The sequence below is a fragment of the Paraburkholderia diazotrophica genome (assembly GCF_900108945.1).
Classification (GTDB): Bacteria; Pseudomonadota; Gammaproteobacteria; order Burkholderiales; family Burkholderiaceae; genus Paraburkholderia; species Paraburkholderia diazotrophica.
The window spans coordinates 50301-71651 of sequence record NZ_FNYE01000029.1 but is presented as its reverse complement, the minus strand read 5'-3'; the positions used below and the strand labels follow the sequence as shown (position 1 = coordinate 71651).

20 protein-coding genes are annotated in these 21351 nt (G+C 64.0%); 12 read left to right on the top strand and 8 right to left on the bottom strand.

The features are described from left to right. The first annotated feature begins 177 nt into the window (after positions 1-177). The 7 genes from BMW76_RS28530 (at position 178) to BMW76_RS28500 (ending at position 9047) form a co-directional block, all read left to right on the top strand. Complete coding sequence (locus BMW76_RS28530; RefSeq protein ID WP_090871351.1) at positions 178-1821, top strand: ABC transporter substrate-binding protein; 1644 nt, start codon at positions 178-180, stop codon at positions 1819-1821. A 185-nt stretch (positions 1822-2006) separates the two neighbouring features. Then, complete coding sequence (locus BMW76_RS28525) at positions 2007-3638, top strand: ABC transporter substrate-binding protein (protein WP_090871349.1); 1632 nt, start codon at positions 2007-2009, stop codon at positions 3636-3638. 154 nt (positions 3639-3792) lie between these two features. After that, positions 3793-4806: an ABC transporter permease subunit gene (locus BMW76_RS28520; protein ID WP_090871347.1), complete on the top strand. Its 1014-nt coding sequence runs from the start codon at positions 3793-3795 to the stop codon at positions 4804-4806. An 85-nt stretch (positions 4807-4891) separates the two neighbouring features. Continuing rightward, complete coding sequence (locus tag BMW76_RS28515) at positions 4892-5809, top strand: ABC transporter permease subunit (protein WP_090871345.1); 918 nt, start codon at positions 4892-4894, stop codon at positions 5807-5809. Between the two features lies 1 nt (position 5810). Beyond that, on the top strand, positions 5811-6824 hold the full coding sequence (locus BMW76_RS28510; RefSeq protein WP_090871344.1) for an ABC transporter ATP-binding protein: 1014 nt from the start codon (positions 5811-5813) through the stop codon (positions 6822-6824). After that, positions 6821-7855 (top strand): peptide ABC transporter ATP-binding protein, encoded by a 1035-nt coding sequence (locus BMW76_RS28505; protein WP_090871342.1) that lies wholly within the window; start codon positions 6821-6823, stop codon positions 7853-7855. Before BMW76_RS28510 ends, BMW76_RS28505 begins: the two co-directional genes overlap by 4 nt. Further along, the gene (locus tag BMW76_RS28500; protein ID WP_090871340.1) at positions 7848-9047 is read left to right on the top strand and encodes a TraB/GumN family protein; all 1200 of its coding nucleotides are present in this window, start codon (positions 7848-7850) and stop codon (positions 9045-9047) included. Before BMW76_RS28505 ends, BMW76_RS28500 begins: the two co-directional genes overlap by 8 nt. Positions 9048-9143: 96 nt before the next feature. Here the strand turns inward: BMW76_RS28500 and BMW76_RS28495 are convergent, their stop codons facing one another. The 5 genes from BMW76_RS28495 to pxpB all read right to left on the bottom strand — a co-directional run bounded on the left by BMW76_RS28495 (position 9144) and on the right by pxpB (position 13629). Then, the gene (locus BMW76_RS28495; protein ID WP_090871337.1) at positions 9144-10100 is read right to left on the bottom strand and encodes a DUF979 domain-containing protein; all 957 of its coding nucleotides are present in this window, start codon (positions 10098-10100) and stop codon (positions 9144-9146) included. Then, positions 10097-10873, bottom strand: a complete 777-nt coding sequence (locus BMW76_RS28490) for a DUF969 domain-containing protein (protein ID WP_090871335.1) — start codon at positions 10871-10873, stop codon at positions 10097-10099. Before BMW76_RS28490 ends, BMW76_RS28495 begins: the two co-directional genes overlap by 4 nt. A 287-nt stretch (positions 10874-11160) precedes the next feature. Further along, the gene (gene pxpA, locus BMW76_RS28485) at positions 11161-11913 is read right to left on the bottom strand and encodes a 5-oxoprolinase subunit PxpA (RefSeq protein WP_090871333.1); all 753 of its coding nucleotides are present in this window, start codon (positions 11911-11913) and stop codon (positions 11161-11163) included. Positions 11914-11926: 13 nt separating this feature from the next. Further along, positions 11927-12979: a 5-oxoprolinase subunit C family protein gene (locus BMW76_RS28480; protein ID WP_090871330.1), complete on the bottom strand. Its 1053-nt coding sequence runs from the start codon at positions 12977-12979 to the stop codon at positions 11927-11929. After that, positions 12976-13629, bottom strand: a complete 654-nt coding sequence (pxpB, locus tag BMW76_RS28475; protein ID WP_090871328.1) for a 5-oxoprolinase subunit PxpB — start codon at positions 13627-13629, stop codon at positions 12976-12978. Before pxpB ends, BMW76_RS28480 begins: the two co-directional genes overlap by 4 nt. Positions 13630-13809: 180 nt before the next feature. On the opposite strand from pxpB, the gene BMW76_RS28470 reads away from it, so the two are divergent. Beyond that, positions 13810-14322, top strand: a complete 513-nt coding sequence (locus BMW76_RS28470) for a winged helix DNA-binding protein (protein ID WP_087736256.1) — start codon at positions 13810-13812, stop codon at positions 14320-14322. A 28-nt stretch (positions 14323-14350) separates the two neighbouring features. Here BMW76_RS28470 and BMW76_RS28465 read toward each other — a convergent pair whose 3' ends face one another. Next, positions 14351-14959: a 5-formyltetrahydrofolate cyclo-ligase gene (locus BMW76_RS28465; RefSeq protein WP_245763416.1), complete on the bottom strand. Its 609-nt coding sequence runs from the start codon at positions 14957-14959 to the stop codon at positions 14351-14353. Positions 14960-14979: 20 nt separating this feature from the next. Here BMW76_RS28465 and BMW76_RS28460 point away from each other — a divergent pair, with 20 nt between their 5' ends. From BMW76_RS28460 to BMW76_RS28445, 4 genes are all read left to right on the top strand, one after another. Next, positions 14980-16953, top strand: coding sequence for a lytic transglycosylase domain-containing protein (locus BMW76_RS28460; RefSeq protein WP_090871326.1), 1974 nt, complete (start codon positions 14980-14982; stop codon positions 16951-16953). 89 nt (positions 16954-17042) lie between these two features. Further along, positions 17043-17999: a complex I NDUFA9 subunit family protein gene (locus BMW76_RS28455; RefSeq protein WP_090871325.1), complete on the top strand. Its 957-nt coding sequence runs from the start codon at positions 17043-17045 to the stop codon at positions 17997-17999. A gap of 44 nt (positions 18000-18043) precedes the next feature. Then, positions 18044-18691: a glutathione S-transferase family protein gene (locus BMW76_RS28450; protein WP_090871323.1), complete on the top strand. Its 648-nt coding sequence runs from the start codon at positions 18044-18046 to the stop codon at positions 18689-18691. After that, complete coding sequence (locus tag BMW76_RS28445) at positions 18688-19941, top strand: multifunctional CCA addition/repair protein (RefSeq protein WP_090871321.1); 1254 nt, start codon at positions 18688-18690, stop codon at positions 19939-19941. The genes BMW76_RS28450 and BMW76_RS28445 overlap by 4 nt, the downstream gene beginning before the upstream one ends. A gap of 1 nt (position 19942) precedes the next feature. Here BMW76_RS28445 and BMW76_RS28440 read toward each other — a convergent pair whose 3' ends face one another. Together BMW76_RS28440 and BMW76_RS28435 are read right to left on the bottom strand one after the other, a co-directional pair. Then, positions 19943-20137 carry a DUF2905 domain-containing protein gene (locus BMW76_RS28440; protein WP_090871319.1) on the bottom strand — a complete coding sequence of 65 codons (195 nt, stop codon included), beginning with the start codon at positions 20135-20137 and terminating at the stop codon, positions 19943-19945. A gap of 10 nt (positions 20138-20147) precedes the next feature. After that, positions 20148-21341 (bottom strand): class I SAM-dependent methyltransferase, encoded by a 1194-nt coding sequence (locus BMW76_RS28435; protein WP_090871317.1) that lies wholly within the window; start codon positions 21339-21341, stop codon positions 20148-20150. Between the last annotated feature and the right edge of the window lie 10 nt (positions 21342-21351).

Below are 21351 nucleotides of genomic sequence, written 5' to 3'. Positions count from 1 at the left end.
ATACGGGCGGCGTGCGCGCAGGCGTACGCCGCCCGTTTCATTTCACGCGCACTGTCGCGCTCATCGTTTCGATTCGCTTTGCTGTCACGAACGCGGAGTGAAAACCCATATTGAATCGCAATATTGGCTGACTATGATCCAAAGGGCACTCGACCCAACTGCCTCGCGGAGAACAACATGTCAATGTCATCGACGCTGTCTGCAGTTCGCCAGTCCTGCCTGCTCATTTTGTCCGCCGTCGCGATTGTCGCTGCATGTGTCGCGCCCGGTCTGAGCGCCGCGGCGTCGCTGCCCGACAAGACGGTCGTGTTCTGTTCCGAAGGCAGTCCCGCCGGGTTCGATACCGCGCAGTACACGACGAGCGTCGAGTTCAGCGCCGGTTCGTACACGATCTATAACCGGCTCGTCGAATTCGGTCACGGCAGTACCGATATCGAGCCCGGCCTCGCCGAAAAGTGGGAAGTTTCCAGCGACGGCCTGCAGTACACGTTTCATCTGCGACACGGCGTCAAGTTCCACACGACGGCCTGGTTCAAGCCGACGCGCGACTTCAACGCCGACGACATCGTCTTCACCTACACGCGGATGCTCGATCCGGAGCACCCGTTCCACAAGGCGTACCCCGTGTCGTTCCCGTACTTCAACGACCTCGGCCTCGCGAAGAACATCAGCAAGATCGAGGCGCTCGATCCGTATACCGTCCGCTTCGCGCTGAAGGAAGTGGATGCACCATTTCTCCAGCAGCTTGCGATGCCGTTCGCGTCGGTCCTGTCGGCCGAGTATGCGGATCAGTTGCTGAAGGCGAACAAGGCCTCCGACATCAATCTGTTCCCCGTCGGCACGGGGCCGTTCATTTTCCGCAGCTACACGAAGGACGATTCGATCCGCTTCGACGGCAACCCGAACTACTGGAAACCGGGCGTCGTGAAGGTGAGCAAGCTGATCTTCGCGATCACGATCGATCCATCCGTGCGTCTGCAAAAGCTCAAGCGCAACGAATGCCAGGTGATGAGCTATCCGAAGCCCGCCGACATTCCGCAGATCCAGGCGGACTCGTCGCTCGCGCTGCCGCATCAGGTGGGCTTCAATCTGGGCTTCATCGCGTACAACACGACGAAAAAGCCGCTCGACAACGTGCTCGTTCGGCGCGCGCTCGATATGTCCGTCAACAAGAAGGCGATCATCGATTCCGTTTATCAGGGCGCGGGCCAGGCCGCGACGAACCCGATGCCGCCGACACAATGGGGCTACGACAAGAACCTGAAAGACGCGCCATATGACGTCGACAAGGCAAAAGCGCTGCTCAAGCAGGCGGGCTACCCGGATGGCTTCGATCTCACACTGTGGGCGATGCCCGTTTCGCGTCCGTACAACCCGAATGCGCGCCTGATGGCCGAAATGCTGCAGGCGGACTGGTCGAAGATCGGCGTGAAGACGAAGATCGTCACCTTCGAGTGGGGTGAGTACATTCGACGGGCCCATAGCGGCGAGCACGAAGCGATGCTGATCGGCTGGACGGGCGACTACGGCGACCCGGACAACTGGCTCGGCGTGCTGCTCGGCTGCGACGCCGTCAACGGCAGCAATTTTTCCAAATGGTGCTACAAACCTTTCGACGACCTGATCAAGCAGGCCCGCAGCACGACCGACATGGCCACGCGCACGAAGGACTACACCGAGGCCCAGGAAATCTTCAAGCAAGAGGTTCCTTTCACTCCCATTGCACATTCGACCGTCTATCAGCCGCTGTCGAAGTCGATCACTGGCTTCAAAATTGACCCGTTTGGCCCGACGCAATTCTGGAACGTCGGCTTGAAGTAACGAATTTGCCGCTTCTTTGCGCAAATTCGCTCTTGTACGGGATGGCTGCCGCGCGGGCCGCGGCAGTCCGCTGCACAGCTGTTTCCGATCGTCAACACAAGGAATTTCCTCCGCTTGTGGCCCCTGGCAAAGCTCAGTAATATCGCGCTACGCTGGTTTTTGCCGGCGCTGAACCTGGAGGAAACATGAAGCAAAACAAACTGTTGCGCGCGGCTCGGCTCACGATGCTGGTCGCGACTGCAGCGGCATCGATGGCGGGAGCCCAACTGGCGAACGCCGCCGATATTCCGAACAAGACCCTCGTCTACTGCTCCGAAGGCAGTCCAGCGGGCTTCGATCCGGCGCAGTACACCACGGGCGTGGATTTCACGGCCAACACGTTCACCGTCTACAACCGCCTCGTCGAATTCGAGCGCGGCGGCACGAAGGTCGAGCCGGGCCTGGCAGAGAAGTGGGACGTTTCGCCCGATGGCAAGACGTACACGTTCCATCTGCGCCACGGCGTCAAATTCCACACGACGTCGTACTTCAAGCCGACGCGCGAATTCAATGCGGATGACGTCGTGTTCACGTTCCAGCGCATGCTGGACCCGAACCAGCCGTTCCGCAAAGCCTATCCGGTGCAGTTCCCGTACTTCACCGACATGGGTCTCGACAAGCTGATCGAGAAGGTCGAAAAGGTCGATCCGTACACCGTCAAGTTCACGCTGAAGGAGGTCAACGCGCCGTTCATCCAGAACCTGGCGATGGAATACGCATCGGTCCTGTCTGCTGAATATGCGGATTCGCTGCTGAAGGCAGGCAAGGCCGCCGACATCAACCAGAAGCCGGTCGGCACGGGCCCGTTCATCTTCCGCAGCTATACGAAGGATGCGACGATCCGCTACGACGGCAACCCGGATTACTGGAAGCCGAACACGGTCAAGCTGTCGAAGCTGATTTTCTCGATCACGCCCGATCCGGGCGTGCGCGTGCAGAAGTTGAAGCGCGACGAATGCCAGGTGATGAGCTATCCGCGCCCCGCCGACATCGCGCCGCTGAAGGCCGATTCGAACATCGACATGCCGTCGCAGCCGGGCTTCAACCTCGGCTATCTGGCGTACAACGTGAGCCACAAGCCCGTCGACAAGCTCGAAGTGCGTGAGGCGCTCGACATGGCGATCAACAAGAAGGCGATCATCGACTCCGTCTACCAGGGCGCAGGCCAGGCCGCGACGAACCCGATGCCGCCCACTCAGTGGTCGTACGACAAGAGCCTGAAGATGCCGGCTTACGATCCGGAGAAGGCGAAGGCGCTGCTCGCGAAGGCCGGCTTCCCGAACGGCTTCGACATCACGCTGTGGGCGATGCCCGTGCAGCGCGCGTACAACCCGAACGGCCGCCTGATGGCGGAAATGATCCAGGCCGATTGGGCGAAGATCGGCGTGAAGGCGAAGATCGTCACGTACGAGTGGGGCGAGTACATCAAGCGCGCACACGCGGGCGAAGACGACACGATGCTGATCGGCTGGACGGGCGACAACGGCGACCCGGACAACTGGCTCGGCACGCTGCTCGGCTGCGACGCGGTGAACGGCAACAACTTCTCGAAGTGGTGCTACAAGCCTTTCGACGAACTCGTGCAGAAGGGCCGCGAAACGACGGGCCAGGATGCGCGCACGAAGTTCTACACGCAGGCTCAGCAGATCTTCGCGCAGCAGCTGCCGTTCTCGCCGATCGCTCACTCGACGGTGTATCAGCCGGTCAGCAAGAAGGTCGTCGATATGCGTATCGAGCCGCTAGGCTATGCGCGCTTCGACGGCGTGACCATGAAGTAAATCTCGCGATGCGGCGGGTTTCGTTGCCCGCTGCGTCCCAGACGCAGTACGCTTTTCGTTCGGTTAGAAGACTGGTCGAAATGGTCCGGCGACCGGGGTCACGAGCCCTCGTCGCCGGTTGCGTTTTTTCTCACCAAGACCATAGGGACGAACCATGTTCCGATTCGTTTTGCGCCGCATCGGGATGGTCATACCGACTTTCATCGGTATCACGATCCTCGCGTTCGCGCTCATTCACCTGATCCCGGGCGATCCCATCGAAGTGATGATGGGCGAGCGCGGCGTCGATCCCGCCATGCACGCAGCCGCGATGCATCGCCTCGGACTCGACGAGCCGCTGCCCATTCAATACATCCATTACGTCGGTCACGCGCTGCAGGGGAACCTCGGCACATCGATCATCACCAATACCAGCGTGATGGACGAGTTCCTTGCGCGCTTCCCCGCCACCGTCGAGCTGTCGTTCTGCGCGATGCTGTTCGCGCTGATCGTCGGGCTGCCGGCGGGCGTGTTCGCGGCGCTGCGGCGCGGCACCGTCGTCGATCACGGCGTGATGGGCACGGCGCTCACCGGCTATTCGATGCCGATCTTCTGGTGGGGCTTGATCCTCATCATGGTGTTCTCGTCGAAGCTCGGCTGGACGCCCGTGTCGGGCCGCATCGCGGTCGAATACGACATCCCGCACGTGACCGGCTTCCTGCTGATCGACTCACTGTTGCCAGGCACCGACGAAGGCTCGTTCCGCTCGGCGCTCTCGCATCTGATTCTGCCCGCGATCGTGCTCGGCACGATTCCGCTCGCAGTCGTCGCGCGGATGACGCGTTCGTCGATGCTCGAAGTGCTGCGCGAGGACTACATCCGCACGGCGCGCGCGAAGGGCCTGTCGCCGGCGCGCGTGATCGTCGTGCATGCGCTGCGCAACGCGCTGATTCCCGTCGTGACGGTGATCGGTCTGCAGGTCGGCACGCTGCTCGCGGGCGCGGTGCTGACGGAGACCTTGTTCTCTTGGCCGGGCATCGGCAAATGGCTGATCGATGCGATCGGCCGGCGCGACTATCCTGTCGTGCAGGGCGGTATCCTGATGATCGCAACGCTTGTGATCGTCGTGAACCTCGTCGTCGATTTGCTGTACGGCGTGTTGAACCCGCGCATTCGCCATACGAGGTAATGAATATGTACCCCCACGCTCACATTCGTTCGCTGCCCCCCAAGGGGGCGCATGCCTCCCTTGAGGCGGCTCGGCGGGAGGCATGATGGCCGACATCCAAAACACCGTCCCCCAGGCCGTCACGCCGCCCAGCGGCCGCGCCATCGCCGCCCGCGAATTCTGGGCCAACTTTTCGCGCAACCGCGGCGCCGTCAGCGCGGGCATCATCGTGCTGGTGCTGATCTTCGTCGCGGTCTTTGCGCCGTTGATCGCGCCGCACAGCCCGATCGAGCAGTACCGCGATTCCGTGAAGATTCCGCCCGCATGGCTCGACGGCGGCAGCTGGAAGTTCATTCTCGGCACCGACGAAGCGGGCCGCGACATTCTTTCGCGTCTGATGTACGGCGCGCGTCTGTCGTTCTGGATCGGCTTCGTGTCGGTGATGCTCGCGCTGATCCCCGGCATCGTGCTCGGCCTGATCGCCGCGTTCTTCGAGAAGTGGGCCGACACGCCCATCATGCGCATCATGGACGTGCTGCTCGCACTGCCGTCGCTGCTGCTCGCGGTCGCCGTCGTCGCCATCATCGGTCCGGGGCTGACGAACACGATGCTTGCCATCGCAATCGTCGCGCTGCCCGGCTATGTGCGTCTCACGCGCGCATCGGCGCTGGGCGAACTGCACAAGGAGTACGTGATGGCCTCGCGCGTCGCGGGTGCGGGCACGCTGCGCCTGATGTTCTCGCAGGTGCTGCCGAACTGCACGGCGCCGCTGATCGTGCAGGCCACGCTCGGCTTTTCGTCGGCGATTCTCGATGCAGCCGCGCTCGGCTTCCTCGGCCTCGGCGTGCAGCCGCCGTCGGCGGAGTGGGGCGCGATGCTCGCGTCGGCACGCGACTACATCGACAGCGCATGGTGGATCGTCACCATGCCCGGTCTCGCCATCCTGATCTCGGTGCTCGCGATCAACCTGCTCGGCGACGGGCTGCGCGACGCACTCGACCCGAAACTCAAACGGTTGGCCTGACATGCAAAACGTGACCAACGGAAATCTGTTGACCATCCGCAATCTCGCGGTCAACTTCAGCGGCATGCCCGCTGTCGATCGAATCAATCTGGACGTGGCGCCCGGCGAAGTGGTCGGCGTCGTCGGCGAATCGGGCTCGGGCAAGAGCGTGACGATGATGGCGCTGATGGGCCTCATCGACGCGCCGGGCATCGTCACCGCCGACGAAGTCACGTTCAACGGCAAGGACCTGCTGAACGCGTCGCCGAAGGCGCGGCGCAAAATCATCGGCAAAGACGTGGCGATGGTGTTTCAGGACGCGCTGACGAGCCTGAACCCGAGCTACACGGTGGGCTATCAGATCAAGGAAGTGCTGAAGCTGCACGAAGGCCTGCGCGGCGACGCGCTGCATAAGCGCGCGGTCGAGCTGCTCGATCAGGTCGGCATTCCCGATGCGAAGAACCGCATTTCGACGTTCCCGCATCAGATGTCGGGCGGCATGAACCAGCGCGTGATGATCGCGATGGCTGTCGCATGCAACCCGAAGCTCCTGATCGCCGACGAGCCGACGACGGCGCTCGACGTGACCATTCAGGCGCAGATCATGCAACTGCTCGTACAGTTGCAGAAAGAGCGCGGCATGGCGCTCGTGCTGATTTCGCACGATCTGGCCGTGGTGTCGGAGGTCGCGCAGCGCGTGGCCGTGATGTACGCGGGCGAGATCATCGAAACGAACCGCGTGCCGGATATCTTCAGCGCGCCTCATCATCCGTACACGGAAGCGTTGCTGGCGGCGATTCCCGAGCACAACGTCGGCGCGGTGCGTCTTGCCGCGCTGCCGGGCATGGTGCCGGGGCGCGACGATCGCCCGAAAGGGTGTCTGTTCGCGCCGCGCTGCAAGTACGTCGTCGACGATTGCAACAAGGCGCGGCCCGCGCTGTCGTCGATGGCGAACCACGACGCCGCAGCCCGGGTTCGCTGCATCAAGCCGCTGAACCTGGTTCGCGATGCCATTCAACACGGAGGCGCACGATGAATGCAGTACCCGAAACGCGGCGCCCCGATGATGGAGCCCGCAAGCCCGCAGGCGATCACGTGCTGGTCGCCGACAACCTCGCGCGCCACTATGACGTGAAGCGCGGCATGTTCGGCCACGGCACCGTAAAGGCGCTGAACGGCGTGTCGTTTCAGCTCGAACGCGGCAAGACGCTCGCCGTGGTCGGCGAATCCGGTTGCGGCAAGTCCACACTGGCGCGTCAGCTGACGATGATCGAATCGCCGACGTCCGGTCGTCTGCTGATCAACGGCGAAGACGTGGCGGGCGCGAATCACGAGAAGATCGCGCAACTGCGCCGCCGCGTGCAGATGGTGTTCCAGAACCCGTTCGCGTCGCTGAATCCGCGCAAGACCGTCGAGCAGACGCTCAACGAGCCGCTCGCCATCAACACGCAACTGAACGCGGTCGAACGCGCGGAGCGCATCGCGCACATGATGCGCATCGTCGGCTTGCGGCCCGAGCATGCGAAGCGGTATCCGCATATGTTCTCGGGCGGCCAGCGTCAGCGCGTCGCGATTGCGCGGGCGATGATTCTCGACCCGCAGATCGTCGTCGCCGACGAGCCGGTTTCCGCGCTCGACGTGTCGATCCAGGCGCAGATCCTGAACCTGTTCATGGACCTGCAGGACGAGTTCAAGACCAGCTATGTGTTCATCTCGCACAACCTGTCGGTGGTCGAGCACATCGCGGACGACGTGATGGTGATGTACTTCGGCGGCATCGCGGAACTCGGCGACAAGCAGCGCATCTTCAGCAAGCCGCGGCATCCGTATACGCGGGCGCTGATGTCGGCGACGCCGTCGATCTTCGAAGCCGATCGCCGCATCCAGATCAAGCTGCAAGGCGAAATGCCTTCGCCGCTCAATCCGCCGTCGGGCTGCACGTTCCATCAGCGCTGCCCGTATGCGATCGAGCGTTGCCGCAAGGAAGAGCCGAAGCTGCGCGAAGTGGATGGCCGTCAGGTGTCGTGTCATCGCGCCGAAGAGGTGGGAGACGACACGAATGCATGACGGGGTGGCGGCGCGTCGTCTTGCGCGCCGTCACGCGCGTCGTTCGCATGTCGATCATGCGCGCGGCGCGCGCGCTGTGACGATGCGGCGGCGGGCTGCGCACGTTTTCGCGTGCGCGGTGCTCGCCGCCGCGCAGCTTTCGTTTCATTGGCTGGATGCCGTCATCGTTCCGGCGCGCGCCGCGGGCGCTGCCGCCAACACGGCCGTTCAAGGCGCGCAGGGCAACCAGGCGGGACGGCCCGCCGTTCCCGTGCCGGGTTCGCGCAACGCTTCGCAGCCGCGCGCTACATTGCCCGGCTTCAATCCGCCGCCGTCGACCGCGAGCGGCACGACGGCAAGCGGCCCGGTGCGCGTGCAACCGGCGCGCATGCCTTTCTATGTCGCCACGCGCGGCACGACCACGATCTATCTGCTCGGCACGCTGCATGTCGGCGATCCGAACGACTATCCGTCCGGCCAGCCGTTTCGTCCGCCGATACTCGGCGCACTCGCCGCATCGCCGACGCTCGCGCTCGAACTATCGCCCGACGATCTGCTCGTCTCGCAGGACGATGTGTCGAAGTACGGTGTGTGCTCGTACCGATGCCTGCCGAAGCTGCTGCCCGAGCCGTTGTGGCACAAGCTCGCGATGCGCCTGCACGGCAATCCCGCGGCGCTCGACGAGATCAGGAAGATGCGGCCGTGGCTCGCCGCGCTGCTGGTGGAAACCTACGATTCGCTGAGCGCCGGCCTGCAAACCGAGTACGGCACGGAGGCGCAGTTGCAGAACGTGTATCTGCGGCAGAAGGGCAGGATCGTTGGACTGGAGACGCTCGGCGAACAGATGCGCGCGTTCACGGGGCTCACGCTCGCGCAGCAGCGCGAAATGCTCGCGCAGGATCTCGTGCAGACGCCCGCTGATAACGTCGCCGATGTGCAGACCTTGCACCGGCTATGGCGCGTCGGCGACGCCGATGCGATCGCCGCATGGGAAGCGGCGAAGTCGGAGAAACTCGCGCGCGACAAGCGCATCTCCGCGCAGGTCGACAGCAAGATCCTGTTCGACCGCAACCGGCGTTTCGTCAACCGGATGCTGCTGATCGCCGCGCCGAACAAGCCCGTGTTCGTCGCGATCGGCGCGTTGCATCTGGGCGGTCCGAAGGGCGTGTTGCAGTTGCTGCGGCAGCGCGGCTTTGTCGTCGACGCGTACTGAACCTGACGTTGCGCGTGCATTCAGGCACGCGGCGCAGGCGGTCCGTATTTCATCGAGAGACCGCCTTGCCGTTTCGCTTCGGCCAGAGAACTACAGCTACAGGAACATCAGGAAGTTCAGCAGGAAAATGTTCACGACGAGCAGCGGCAGCGCCGTCAGTATCTGCACCTTGATCACCGCGTTCTTGTCGGGCAGTTCGAGCAGCGCCGCCGGCACCATGTTGAAGTTCGCGGCCATCGGCGTCATCAGCGTGCCGCAGTAGCCCGAGAACATGCCGATCGCGACCATCACGGCCGGATTGCCGTGAAATACGTTGACGAGAATCGGCACGCCGACGCCGCCCGTCATCACCGGAAAGGCCGCGAAGCCGTTGCCCATCACCATCGTGAAGAGCGCCATTCCGATGCAGTAGACGGCCACTGCGATCAGCCGGTAGTCGAGGCTGATGTAGGCCGTCGTCACGTGCGCGACCGCCTTGCCCACGCCCGCATCCGAGAACACGAGGCCGAGCATGCCGAGCATCTGCGGCAGCACGGCGGCCCATGACAGCGCATCGACGAGACGCCGCGCTTCCTTCATCGACTGGCCGACGGTGTCGCGCGTCATGATGCAGGCGAACGCGAGCGCGATCACGCAGCCGATGCCGAAGCCGATCAGCGTGACGTTCTTCTGCTCGATCAGCGGTGTGCCGCCGAATACCAGATGGCTCGCGCCGAGCGTGATGATCACCGTGACGACGGGAATCGTCAGCGCGGGGAAGAAGAGCTTGTTGCCAAGACGCGCGGCGCTCGCCTTGCGCGCGGCCTCCGACAGCACCTTGGGCTTGCCCGCCGTCACGCCGCCGAAGCCGGCGATCAGCGCCATCGCGATCACGAGCGCACCGACGAGTTCGACAGGCAGCTTGTCGCCGACGAGAAAGATCACCGCATAGATGATCCAAAAGCCGCCTGCTGTGAAGCGGCGCGGATGTTCCTTGTCCGTGACGATCATGCCGCCGATCACCAGCAGCACGATGCCGACCAGCCAGAACAGATAGTTGATGGTGAGTGTCATACTTCGTCCCCGGTTGCTGTTTGCGAGGCGTGCTTGCCTGCCGCGTTCTTGTCGTTGGTGTTCGTGCCCGCTTGCGATGCCGCGTTGCCGCGCAGTTCGCGCTCGAGCTTGCGGTCGAGCAGATAGAGCCGGAAACCGTGAATCAGAAACGCGCTGACGGCCGTCGGAATGCCCCATACGGCGACGTGCATCGGCTCGACGGTGATGCCCGCTTCCTTCAGGAACGTGACCATCAGCACGATCGCGCCGAACGCGACGAAGATGTCCTCGCCGAAGAACAGACCCACGTTGTCCGTTGCCGCCGCGAACGCGCGCAGCTTGTAGCGCACCGCGTCGCTGAACTTGCCGAAGCGCGTTTCCGTCGCGCCTTCCGCCATCGGCGCGATCAACGGACGCACCATCTGCGGATGACCGCCGAGACCTGTCAGGCCGACGGCAGCCGTCAGTTCTCGCACGAGCAGATAGACGATCAGAAGACGACCGGCCGTCGCCGCCTTGATGCTCGCGATCCAGGTCTGCGCGCGCTCGCGCAGCCCATGCCGTTCGAGCAGGCCAATCACCGCGAGCGGCAACAGGATGATGAGGGGGATATTGCGCGTCTTGATGAAGCCGCTGCCGATCGCAGCGAGAATCCTGTCGGGCGGAAAATGCCCGGCAATGGCGGTGATGACCGCTGCGGCGGCCACGATCAGCATCGGGTTGAAGCGCAATACGAACCCGACGATGATGACGGCAACTCCTATGAGCGGCCACAGGTTGACGGTTGACTGCATCTAGATCTCCAGAGGTGGTCCTGCGTTGGGACACCGCGCGTGGCGGCGAACTCTCTTGACTCCCGGCCATATCGGCGCGGATGCCCTCTTTGCCGTACGGCTCTTCGATGGCCGCCTGGCTGACTGCCTGTCGTTGCTGCGCGTACTTCTCGGGTACTTCTCGGGTACTACCGAACTTCTGGTGCTTCAAAAAATCGCCGGCAACCGTTGCCGTTGCGTTCTGGCAAACGCCCCGCGAAGAGCGGGGCGTCGGTTGCTGACGGGTGCGTGCGGTACACGTGCAGGAATCAGATGCGCGCCGCGCTGGCCGCATGCACGCCGATGCCCGCCGCTTCGAGCGCCGCACGGATGCGGCGCGCGAACGCGAGCGCATGCGGGCCGTCGCCGTGCAGGCAGATCGTCTGCGCGTTGATGGGCACCCATTCGCCGCTGACGGCCTTCACGCGCTGCTCGCGCACCATCGTCAGCGTGCGCTCGAGCACTTCGTCTTCGTCATCGAGCAGCGCGCCCGGCTCCTTGCGCGGCACGAGCGAACCGTCGGCGCGATAGCCGCGATCGGCGAACACTTCTTCGACGGCGACGAGCCCCGCGTTGTGCGCGGCCGTCACGAGCCCGCTGTTCGCCAGCGCGAACACGACGACGGACGGATCGAAGTCGTGCACGGCGGAAACGATCGCATCGGCGATCTTCGGATCGCGCGCGGCCTGGTTGTAGAGCGCGCCGTGCGGCTTCACGTGCGCGATGCGTCCGCCCTCGGCCTGCGCGATCGCCGACAGCGCGCCGAGCTGATACAGCACGCCCGCGTAGATTTCGCTGGCGGGCAGGTCCATTTCCTTGCGGCCGAAGTTCTCCGGATCGTTGAAGCTCGGATGCGCGCCGATCGACACGCTTTTCTGCACCGCCCAGCGCACGCAGTCGCGCATCGCGTTGGGTCCGCCCGCGTGCCAGCCGCACGCGATATTGGCCGAGCTGACGAGATCGAGTAGCGCCTCGTCGGAGCCGCATCCTTCGCCGAGATCGGCGTTCAAGTCGATTTCCATGATGTCCTCCTGGTTAGGCCACTGCGGAAGCGGCAACTCGCGCGCAGCGTTCTTCATGCATGCCGATTGCGGCATCGATCTGCCGCAAGTACTTGCGTTCTTCGATCAGCGCCTGGCGGGCCTCATAACGCGTGGCCGGAATGAAGCGCACCGCGCCGTTCAGGCGCACCTGCGCGAGCTTCCACAGATCCGCGTGAATCACGGCGCCGATCTTCGGATAGCCGCCCGTCGTCTGCGCATCGCTCATCAGGATGATCGGCTGGCCGTTCGGCGGCACCTGGATCGTGCCGGGCATCACCGCATGCGACAGCAGATCGGTCTTCTGCGTGCGCTTCAGTTCGTTGCCCGACAGCCGGTAGCCCATGCGATTGCTGTTCGGCGTGACGAGCCACTCGTCGTTCCAGAAAGCCTTGTGCGCGTCGGCCGTGAAGCTGTCGTACTCGGGGCCGGGCAGCACGCGGATGGGCGGCGCCCACGCGACGCTTGACGGATGACGGCCGCGCCTTACGGGCTCGTCGACGAGCACGAACTTGCACCACGCGGGCGCTTTCACGCCGAACTCGGGTGCGTCAGGCGAGAAGCCCGAACCGGCGGCCGCGCGCGGCACGCCGACGGGCAGCCGGTCGCCGTCGCGCAGCGCGCGGCCGCCGAGTCCGCCGAAGCCGGCTTGCAGATCGGTGCTGCGCGAGCCGAGCATCGGCAGGACGTCGATGCCGCCCGCGACGCACACGTAGCCGCGCATCCCGCGCTTCGCCGTGTTCAACGTCAGTTCCTGGCCGGCCTTCACGGGCAGGCTCCACCACGAATAGACGGGCTTGCCATCGAGCGTCGCGCCGAACTCGGTGCCCGTGATCGCGACGCGCGTCGGGCGCAAAAAGCGCAGCACGGTCGGACCGAACGTGATTTCGAGTCCGGCGGCGTCGGGCCGGTTGCCGACCAGCCGGTTGCCGACTTCGAGCGACAGCCGGTCGAGCGCGCCACCCATCGCGACGCCGAGATGCCGGTGGCCGTGCCGTCCGAGATCCTGGATCGTCGTCAGCAAACCCGCGCGTATCACGTCGATCATGGATGCAGCCCCGCGATGGTGAAGCGGACGCGATCGCCCGGTTGGAGAAGGGTCGGCGGATTGCGCGACGGGTCAAACAGTTTGAGCGACGTGCGGCCGATCAGTTGCCAGCCGCCCGGCGACGTCGCCGGATAGATGCCCGTCTGCGCACCGCCGATGCCGACTGAGCCGGCGGGCACTTCGAGACGCGGCTCGGCGCGGCGCGGCGTGTGCAGCGCCTCTTCGAGCCCACCCATATACGCAAAGCCCGGCTGGAAGCCGAGAAAGAACACGATGTACTCGCCGCTCGAATGCCGCTCGACGACTTCCTTCACCGAAAGCCCAGTGTGATCGGAGACGGCCTTCAGATCGGGGCCGTACTCGCCGCCGTACTGCACGGGAATCTCCACGTCGCGGCCAGCGTTGGGCGCGGCGCTGGCGCGCTCCCAGGCGGCCTTGAGCTTCGCGGCCAGATCGTCGGGATCGGCTTCGAGCGGATCGAAGATCACCGTGAGATTGTTCATCCCGGGCACCACTTCGAGCACGTGCGGCCAGTGGCGCGCGGCCTGCGCGGCCGCCCAGACGCGGCGCTGGCAATCGAGCGTGGCAGGCGGCGGCGCCTCGCAGACGAGCGCGGTATCGCCGAACGGAAAGATGCGGGGTTCAGTCATCGAGATCCTGGATTGGGTAGAGAGCAGCAGATTCGTCGGACGATGTCCGCTGCCCCTCGCGACGGGTAGCGTACATTCTCAATAAAATATCGACAATTTATCAATAAGCGATCTCCCCAGGCTCGCCCGGATGCGGGTGAAGTCGTACACTTCGATCAACCATCACGCTAAAAAAACATCATGGCGCGTCATCCGACCAAAATCGTCTCATCGGAACATCTTGTTTCCGAGTTCAGTGCGGAACTGTCCGAACTGGAATATGGGCTGATCATGGCGAGCAACGCGTTCAACCGCTGGATGGTGCGTTGTATGGCGGCTGCCGGTGACAAGGACATGACGGCCATCGAGGTGTCGCTGCTGCATCACGTGAGCCATCGCGAGCGGCGCAAGAAGATTGCCGACATCTGCTTCGTGCTGAACATCGAGGACACGCACGTCGCGACCTATGCGCTCAAGAAGCTGGTAGCTAGAGGGTATGTAAAAAGCGAAAAGACCGGCAAGGAGGTGTTCTTTTCCGCGACGCAGGCAGGGCGCGATCTGTGCATGAAGTATCGCGAGGTGCGTGAGAACTGTCTGATCGCTACGCTTAAGGAAAGCGGCCTCACCAATGAACAGATCGGCGAGGCCGCACAACTGATGCGCAACGCGTCGGGCATCTACGACACGGCGGCGCGCGCAGCCGCATCGCTTTGAGACTGTCTATGAAATTGCGACCGCGTGCTCAGGCGGTCTCTTTCTCTTTCGGATACCAAGTAGCATCGGTGACGATTGCGTCGAGCGGAATGTCGTGTGCTTCGTGCTGCAGCGTTTCCGTACGGCATGCTTCATACGCAATGCCCACTGTGATGGGCACTTTCCCGGCGTCGCGAAACATCGCGAGCGTGCGGTCGTAATAACCGCCGCCATAGCCGAGCCGATAACCGTCCGCATCGAAACCGACGCACGGCACGAACAGAAGATCGGGCGTGATCGCTTCACCCGACGTCGGTTCATGGATGCGATGTGCGCCGAGTTGCATCCGCATGTCCGGCGTCCACACATGAAACTCCAGCGGCTTTTCGCGGCCCGTGATGACGGGCAGACTCGCGCGGCGCGTGGCGTCCGTCGCGAGCCAGATTGCGATCGCGGCGCGTATGTCGAACTCACCCGACAGCGGCCAATACAACCCTACGCTCTGCGGCGCAAAGCGCTTCAACGCATCGAGCACGCGGCGGTTCAGCGCATCATTGATACCTGGCCCGCGAGCCGCATGCAGACGCGCTTCGAGAAGCGTTGTACGCAGTTCCTTTTTCGATTTTGCGCCGAGGTTGCATGCTATGCTTGAGTTCAATTCGCGCTCCAGAAATAACGATGTCCAAAAGCCTCTTCCGAGTATATCGCGCGGCCAGTCTGGCGCTTGCCGCGGCGGCACTCGTCGCATGCAGCACGGCTTCCGCCGTCAGGCCCATTCAGCTTTCCCCACCCAACAACGACGACCAGATATTCATGCAATTGCGCGAGGCCGCGCGCAATAACGATGCGGGCCGCGCTGCGCAACTCGCGGCGATGATTCCGGATTACCCGGCGCCTTCGTATCTCGAGTACTTCCAGTTGAAGCCGCAGCTGTTCGACAACCAGGGCCATCCGCGCGTCGACGCGCCCGATGCTCCCGTGCTGTCGTTCCTGCAACGCTACGACGGCCAGGCAATCGCAGACCGCATGCGCAACGACTACCTCGTCGTGCTCGGCGCGCGCCACGACTGGCGCAACTTCGATCAGCAATACGCGCGCTTCGTTCTCGACGACGATACGCAGGTGAAGTGCTACGCGCTCGAATCGCGCGCGGCGAAAGGCGAGAACGTCGCTGACGCGGCGCGCGCGCTGCTCGTCGAGCCGCGCAACTATGGCGACGGCTGTGTCGACCTGATCACCGCGCTCGCGATCAACCAGCAGTTCACCAGCGACGACGTCTGGCAGCAGATCCGTCTCGCGTACGAGCAGAATCAGACGAACACGGGCGCGAAGCTCGTCGATGCTCTCGGCAACAACCGTCCCGATCCGACGCTCTTCGATCAGGCCGCGAGCACGCCGCCGCTTCTGCTTGCGCGCGGCGTCGGCCCCGATCAGCAATCGCATCAGCTCGCGTTGCTCGCGATCACGCGCATGGCCCGCAACGATCCGGCGATGGCAGCCGCAACGTTCGGTTCCGTCGCGCCGTCGCTGACCACGCCTCAACGCGCGATCGGCTGGGGCACGATTGCGTATCAGGCGGCCGCGAAGCAGATGCCGGCCGCCGTCGACTGGTATCGCCTGTCGGCGAACGCGCCGCTGTCGAATCCCGCGTACGAATGGCGCACGCGCGTGGCGCTCCTTGCAGGCGACTGGACGATGGTGCGCTGGTCGATCGAACAGATGCCGCCGTCGCTGCGCAGCCAGCCCGCGTGGGTCTACTGGCACGCGCGCGCGCTGAAGCAGGCGGGCGACGTGACGACGGCGAACCAGGAATTCGAGTCGATCGCACAGGGCTACAACTTCTACGGCCAGCTCGCCGCAGAAGAACTCGGCCAGAAGATCATCGTGCCGCCGAAGACGACCGTCTCCGATACGGAAGTCGAGCAGGCGGGCAAGACACCGGGCTTCGCGCTTGCTCAGAAGTTCTATTCGCTGAATCTGCGTCTGGAAGGCAATCGTGAATGGAACTGGCCGCTGCGCAACATGAACGACCGCCAGTTGATCGCGGCCGCCGAGTACGCGCGCCGTATCGAACTGTACGACCGCGCGGTGAACACGGCCGATCGCACGAAGAGCGAGCACGATTTCTCGCTGCGCTTTCTGTCGCCGTTCCGCGATATCGTCGAGCGCGACGCGCAGTCGAACGGGCTCGACGTCGAATGGGCCTATGGTCTGATCCGTCAGGAGTCGCGCTTCATCATGAACGCGCGCTCGGATGTCGGCGCAAGCGGCTTGATGCAGCTGATGCCGGGCACCGCGCAACTGGTCGCGAAGAAGATCGGCCTCGGTCCTATCTCGCGCGCGCAGATGAACGACATCAACACGAATATCCTGCTCGGCACGAACTATCTGTCGATGATCTACAATGAATTCGACGGATCCGCCGTGCTGGCCACAGCCGGCTACAACGCCGGTCCGGGCCGTCCGCGCAACTGGCGCGCGTCGTTGCCGCACGGTGTCGAAGGTGCGATTTTCGCGGAAGCCATCCCGTTCCAGGAGACGCGTGACTACGTGAAGAACGTGCTGTCCAACACGGTCTACTATGCAGCGTTGTTCGAAGGCCGTCCGCAATCGCTGAAGGCGCGTCTGGGTTACATCTCGCCCTTGCAATGACGGTGCGCCAGGCCGCCGCCGCGTGACACGCGCACGCAGCGGCGCCCGACTTTCAGCCGTTGCCGCGGCTTCCTTCAGGGAGTCGAAAAATGCGACATCAAACCATCGCGATCATCGGCGGTTCCGGCTTCATCGGCAGTCACCTCGTCAACGCACTCGTCGAACTCGGCAAGACGGTGCGCCTCGCCACTCGACGCCGCTATAACGCGCGGCATCTCACGCTGCTTCCCATCGACGTGGTCGAAGTCGATGTGTTCGATCCGATCCAGCTAGCGCGCTTCGTCGAGGGCGCGGATGCCGTGATTAATCTCGTCGGCGTGCTGCATGGTCATCGCGGCGACCCGTATGGCCCCGAGTTCGCGAAGGCGCACGTCGAGCTGCCGACAAAGATCGTGTCCGCATGCGAAGGCAAGGGCGTGCATCGGCTGATCCACGTCAGCGCGATCGGCGCCGACCCGCGTGGACCGAGCATGTATCTGCGCTCGAAGGGCGACGGCGAGCGCGCGATTCACGCGTCGTCGATGCTTGCGTCGACGATCTTCCGCCCGTCCGTCGTGTTCGGTCCTGAGGACCAGTTCCTCAACAAGTTCGCGTTCCTGCAGCGCGTGTTCCCGGTGATTCCGCTTGCGAAGGCCGAGGCGCGCTTTCAGCCGATCTTCGTCGGCGATGTCGCGAAGGCGATCGTCAACGTGCTGGATCTCGACGCATCGACGGGCCGCACTTACGAACTCGGCGGGCCGTCCGTCTACACGCTCGAAGCGCTCGTCGACTACTGCGGCTCGGTGATCGGCAAGCACGCGCGCATCATCCGTCTGCCCGATGCGCTTGCGCGGCTGCAGGCGCTGTCGTTCGAACTCGCGCCGGGCGAGCCCGTCCTCTCGCGCGACAATCTCGACTCGATGAAGATCGATGCCGTGCTGAGCGCGCCGCTCGCGCCCGAACTCGATATCGAGCCGGCCAGCATCGAAACGATCGCGCCCGTGTATCTGACGGGTTCGTCGTTCCGCTCGCGCTTCAACACGTTCCGCGAGAGCGCGGGCCGTTGAGTCCATAAACCCGTCGTTTCCTTCAACTTCACTTTTGGCAAAGCATGAAACTCGTTATCGGTGACAAGAACTATTCGTCGTGGTCGATGCGGCCGTGGCTCGTGCTCACGCATTTCGGCATTCCATTCGAAGAGGTGAGGATTCCATTGGCCGAAGAGCAGACGCAAGCGGCCATCCTCGCGCATTCGCCTTCGGGCAGAGTGCCGTGCCTGATCACCGACGATGGCATCACCGTGTGGGACTCGCTCGCGATCTGCGAGACGCTGGCCGAGCGCTATCCACAGCATGCGATGTGGCCGCGCGATGCCGCCGCGCGCGGGCGCGCGCGCAGCATCAGCGCGGAGATGCATTCGGGCTTCGGCGATCTGCGCTCGAACATGTGGATGAACATCCGCGCGTCGTTCCCCGGCAAGGGCGCGACGCCAGGCGCGCTCGCCGATGTCGCGCGCATCGATGCGATCTGGAGCGAGTGTCTTGAAACGTACGGCGGCCCGTTCCTGTTCGGCGAGTTCACCATCGCCGATGCGATGTATGCGCCTGTCGTGATGCGCTTCAACACGTGGCAGCCGAAGCTGTCGGAGGCTGCGGCCGCTTACGCGCGCCGCGTGACGGAGCAGCCGGCCGTGAAAGCGTGGATCAGCGATGCCTTGCGCGAAGGACATGACATCGCCAAGTACGACATCTGCGCATGAATATCTACGCAGTAGGCGGCGCGATCCGCGACGAGCTGCTAGGCATGCCCGTGCAGGATCGCGATTACGTCGTGGTCGGTGCGACGCCCGAGCAGATGATCGCGAAGGGCTTTCGCCCCGTCGGCAAGGATTTCCCCGTTTTCCTGCATCCGGACACGCATGAGGAATACGCGCTCGCGCGCACCGAGCGCAAGACGTCGTCGGGCTATCACGGCTTCCAGTTTTTCTACGCGCCCGATGTGACGCTCGAAGAGGATCTCGCGCGGCGCGATCTCACAGTCAACGCGATGGCCCGCGAAGTGACGCCGGACGGCGATCTGACGGGCCCGGTGATCGATCCGTTCGACGGCCAGACGGACCTGAAGAATCGCGTGTTCCGGCATGTCAGCGATGCGTTTCTCGAAGACCCTGTGCGCATCCTGCGCGTCGCGCGTTTCTCGGCGCGCTTTGCCGATTTCACCATCGCGCAGGAGACGATGGCGCTGATGCGCAAGATGGTCGATGCGGGCGAAGTCGACGCGCTGGTGCCCGAGCGCGTGTGGCAGGAAGTCTCGCGCGGCCTGATGGAGAAGAAGCCTTCGCGCATGTTCGACGTGCTGCGCGAATCCGGTGCGCTTGCGCGCATTCTGCCGGAGATCGACGCGCTATACGGCGTGCCGCAGCGCGCCGACTATCACCCGGAAGTGGATACAGGCGTGCACGTGATGATGGTGGTCGATCACGCGGCCGCGCAGAACTACGCGCTGACGGTGCGCTTTGCCGCGCTCACGCACGATCTCGGCAAGGCGACCACGCCCGAAGATGTTCTGCCGCGCCACATCGGCCACGAAGGGCGCACCGTCGATCTGCTCAAGCCCTTGTGCGAGCGTCTGCGCGTGCCGAACGAATGCCGCGATCTTGCGCTGCTGGTCGCGCGCGAGCACGGCAACATTCATCGCGTGATGGAGACGAGGTCGGCGGGGCTCGTGCGGCTCTTCGAGCGCTGCGACGCGCTGCGCAAGCCCGCGCGTTTCGCGGAGGCCTTGCAGGCGTGTGAAGCCGACGCGCGTGGCCGGCTCGGATTCGAGGCGGCGGCCTATCCGCAGGCCGAGCGCTTGCGCGAGGCGCTCGTCGCGGCGCGCTCGGTCGATGCGGGCGCGGTCGCGAGCGCGTATGCGGACGACCCTGCGAAGATCAAGGAGGCCGTGCATCGCGAGCGCGTGCGCGCCGTGGCGAAAGCGTTGAACGAAGCGTCGCCGGAAGACGCGTGAATCACAGCAGCCGGGCGATCAGCGACAGCAGCATCGACAGTATCAGCGTCGACATGAACGGAAACGGATACTCCTTTCCGAACAGACGCAGCGTCACATCGCCCGGCATCCTGCCGATACCCAGCTTGCGCAGCCACGGCCAGCACGCCGACAGCACGGCCACGGCGACGAACGTGGTGAGCAGCCAGCGGATCATCGTGTTTGCCTCACAGCGTATGCGAACGGTCGCCGCGCGCGAATGCATCGAGTGTGCCGTCGATGCCGCGCGAAAACGCGATCACTTTGAAGAGCTCGCCCATTTCGGCTTCCGATAGCAGCTTCTGTACCGCGTTCGCGGCGGGCAGAAAGTTGGGAATGTCGGACGGATCGATCGCGCTCAACGCTTCCGTGATGCCCGCGTTCATCAGGAAGCGCGCCTGCGACGTGTAGCCGAGCAGATCCGCGCCCGCATCGACGCCTGCCTCGGCGATGCCCGTGAATTCGACGTGCGACGTGATGTCCTGCAAGCCGGGATAGAGAAACGGATCGCCGTGAGCGCGGTGCCGGTAGTGGCACATCAGCGTGCCTTGCGTGCGCTGCGCGTGATAGTACTCTTGACGCGGAAAGCCATAGTCGATCAGAATCGCCGCGCCGCGCGTGAGCATCGTGCAGACGGTGCGCGTGAAGGCGAGCGCGGCTTCGTGCGTTTCTGTCACGTAGTCGCCATCGCCGTCGATTTCCAGATCGCGCAGGAACGCGGCATCGTGCGTCGACTGAACGGGACGGTCTGCGAAGCGCAATGCGCCGTTCTCGAATGCGACGCCGCGCTCGTGCCATTGCCCGCCGCTGCGCGCGAAGAGCCGCACGGGCATCGCGTCGAGCACTTCGTTGCCCACGACCACGCCTTCGAACTGCTCCGGCAACGCGTCGAGCCACCGCACGCGCGAGGCCATTGCGGGCGCCTGCGCTTCGATCGTCTCCCACTGGCGCTGGCGCAATTCGCCCGACAGATCGACGATCGAGTAGCTGTCGAACTGCGCGTCAAGCTTCGAAAGTGCATTGAGCAAGCCGGACGCCAGCTTGCCCGTGCCCGCGCCGAATTCCATCACATGACGCGTGCCGCTCGCTTCCAGCGCCTGCGCGACGGGCCGCGCGAGCGTTTCCGCGAAGAGCGGCGACAGTTCCGGCGCCGTCACGAAATCGCTGCCATCCTCGGCGCGGCGGCCGAACTTGATCGCGCCGCCGCTGTAGTAGCCCAGTCCCGGCGCGTACAACGCGCGCTCCATGTAGCGATCGAACGGCATCCAGCCGCCGTTCGCATCGATCTCCGCGCGAATCAGCGAAACGAGCGCTTCGGACTGCGCGAGCGCGGTCGGGCCGGGAGCAGGTAAACTATCGGGTTGGTGAGCTTTCGGATTCATCCTTGCATTG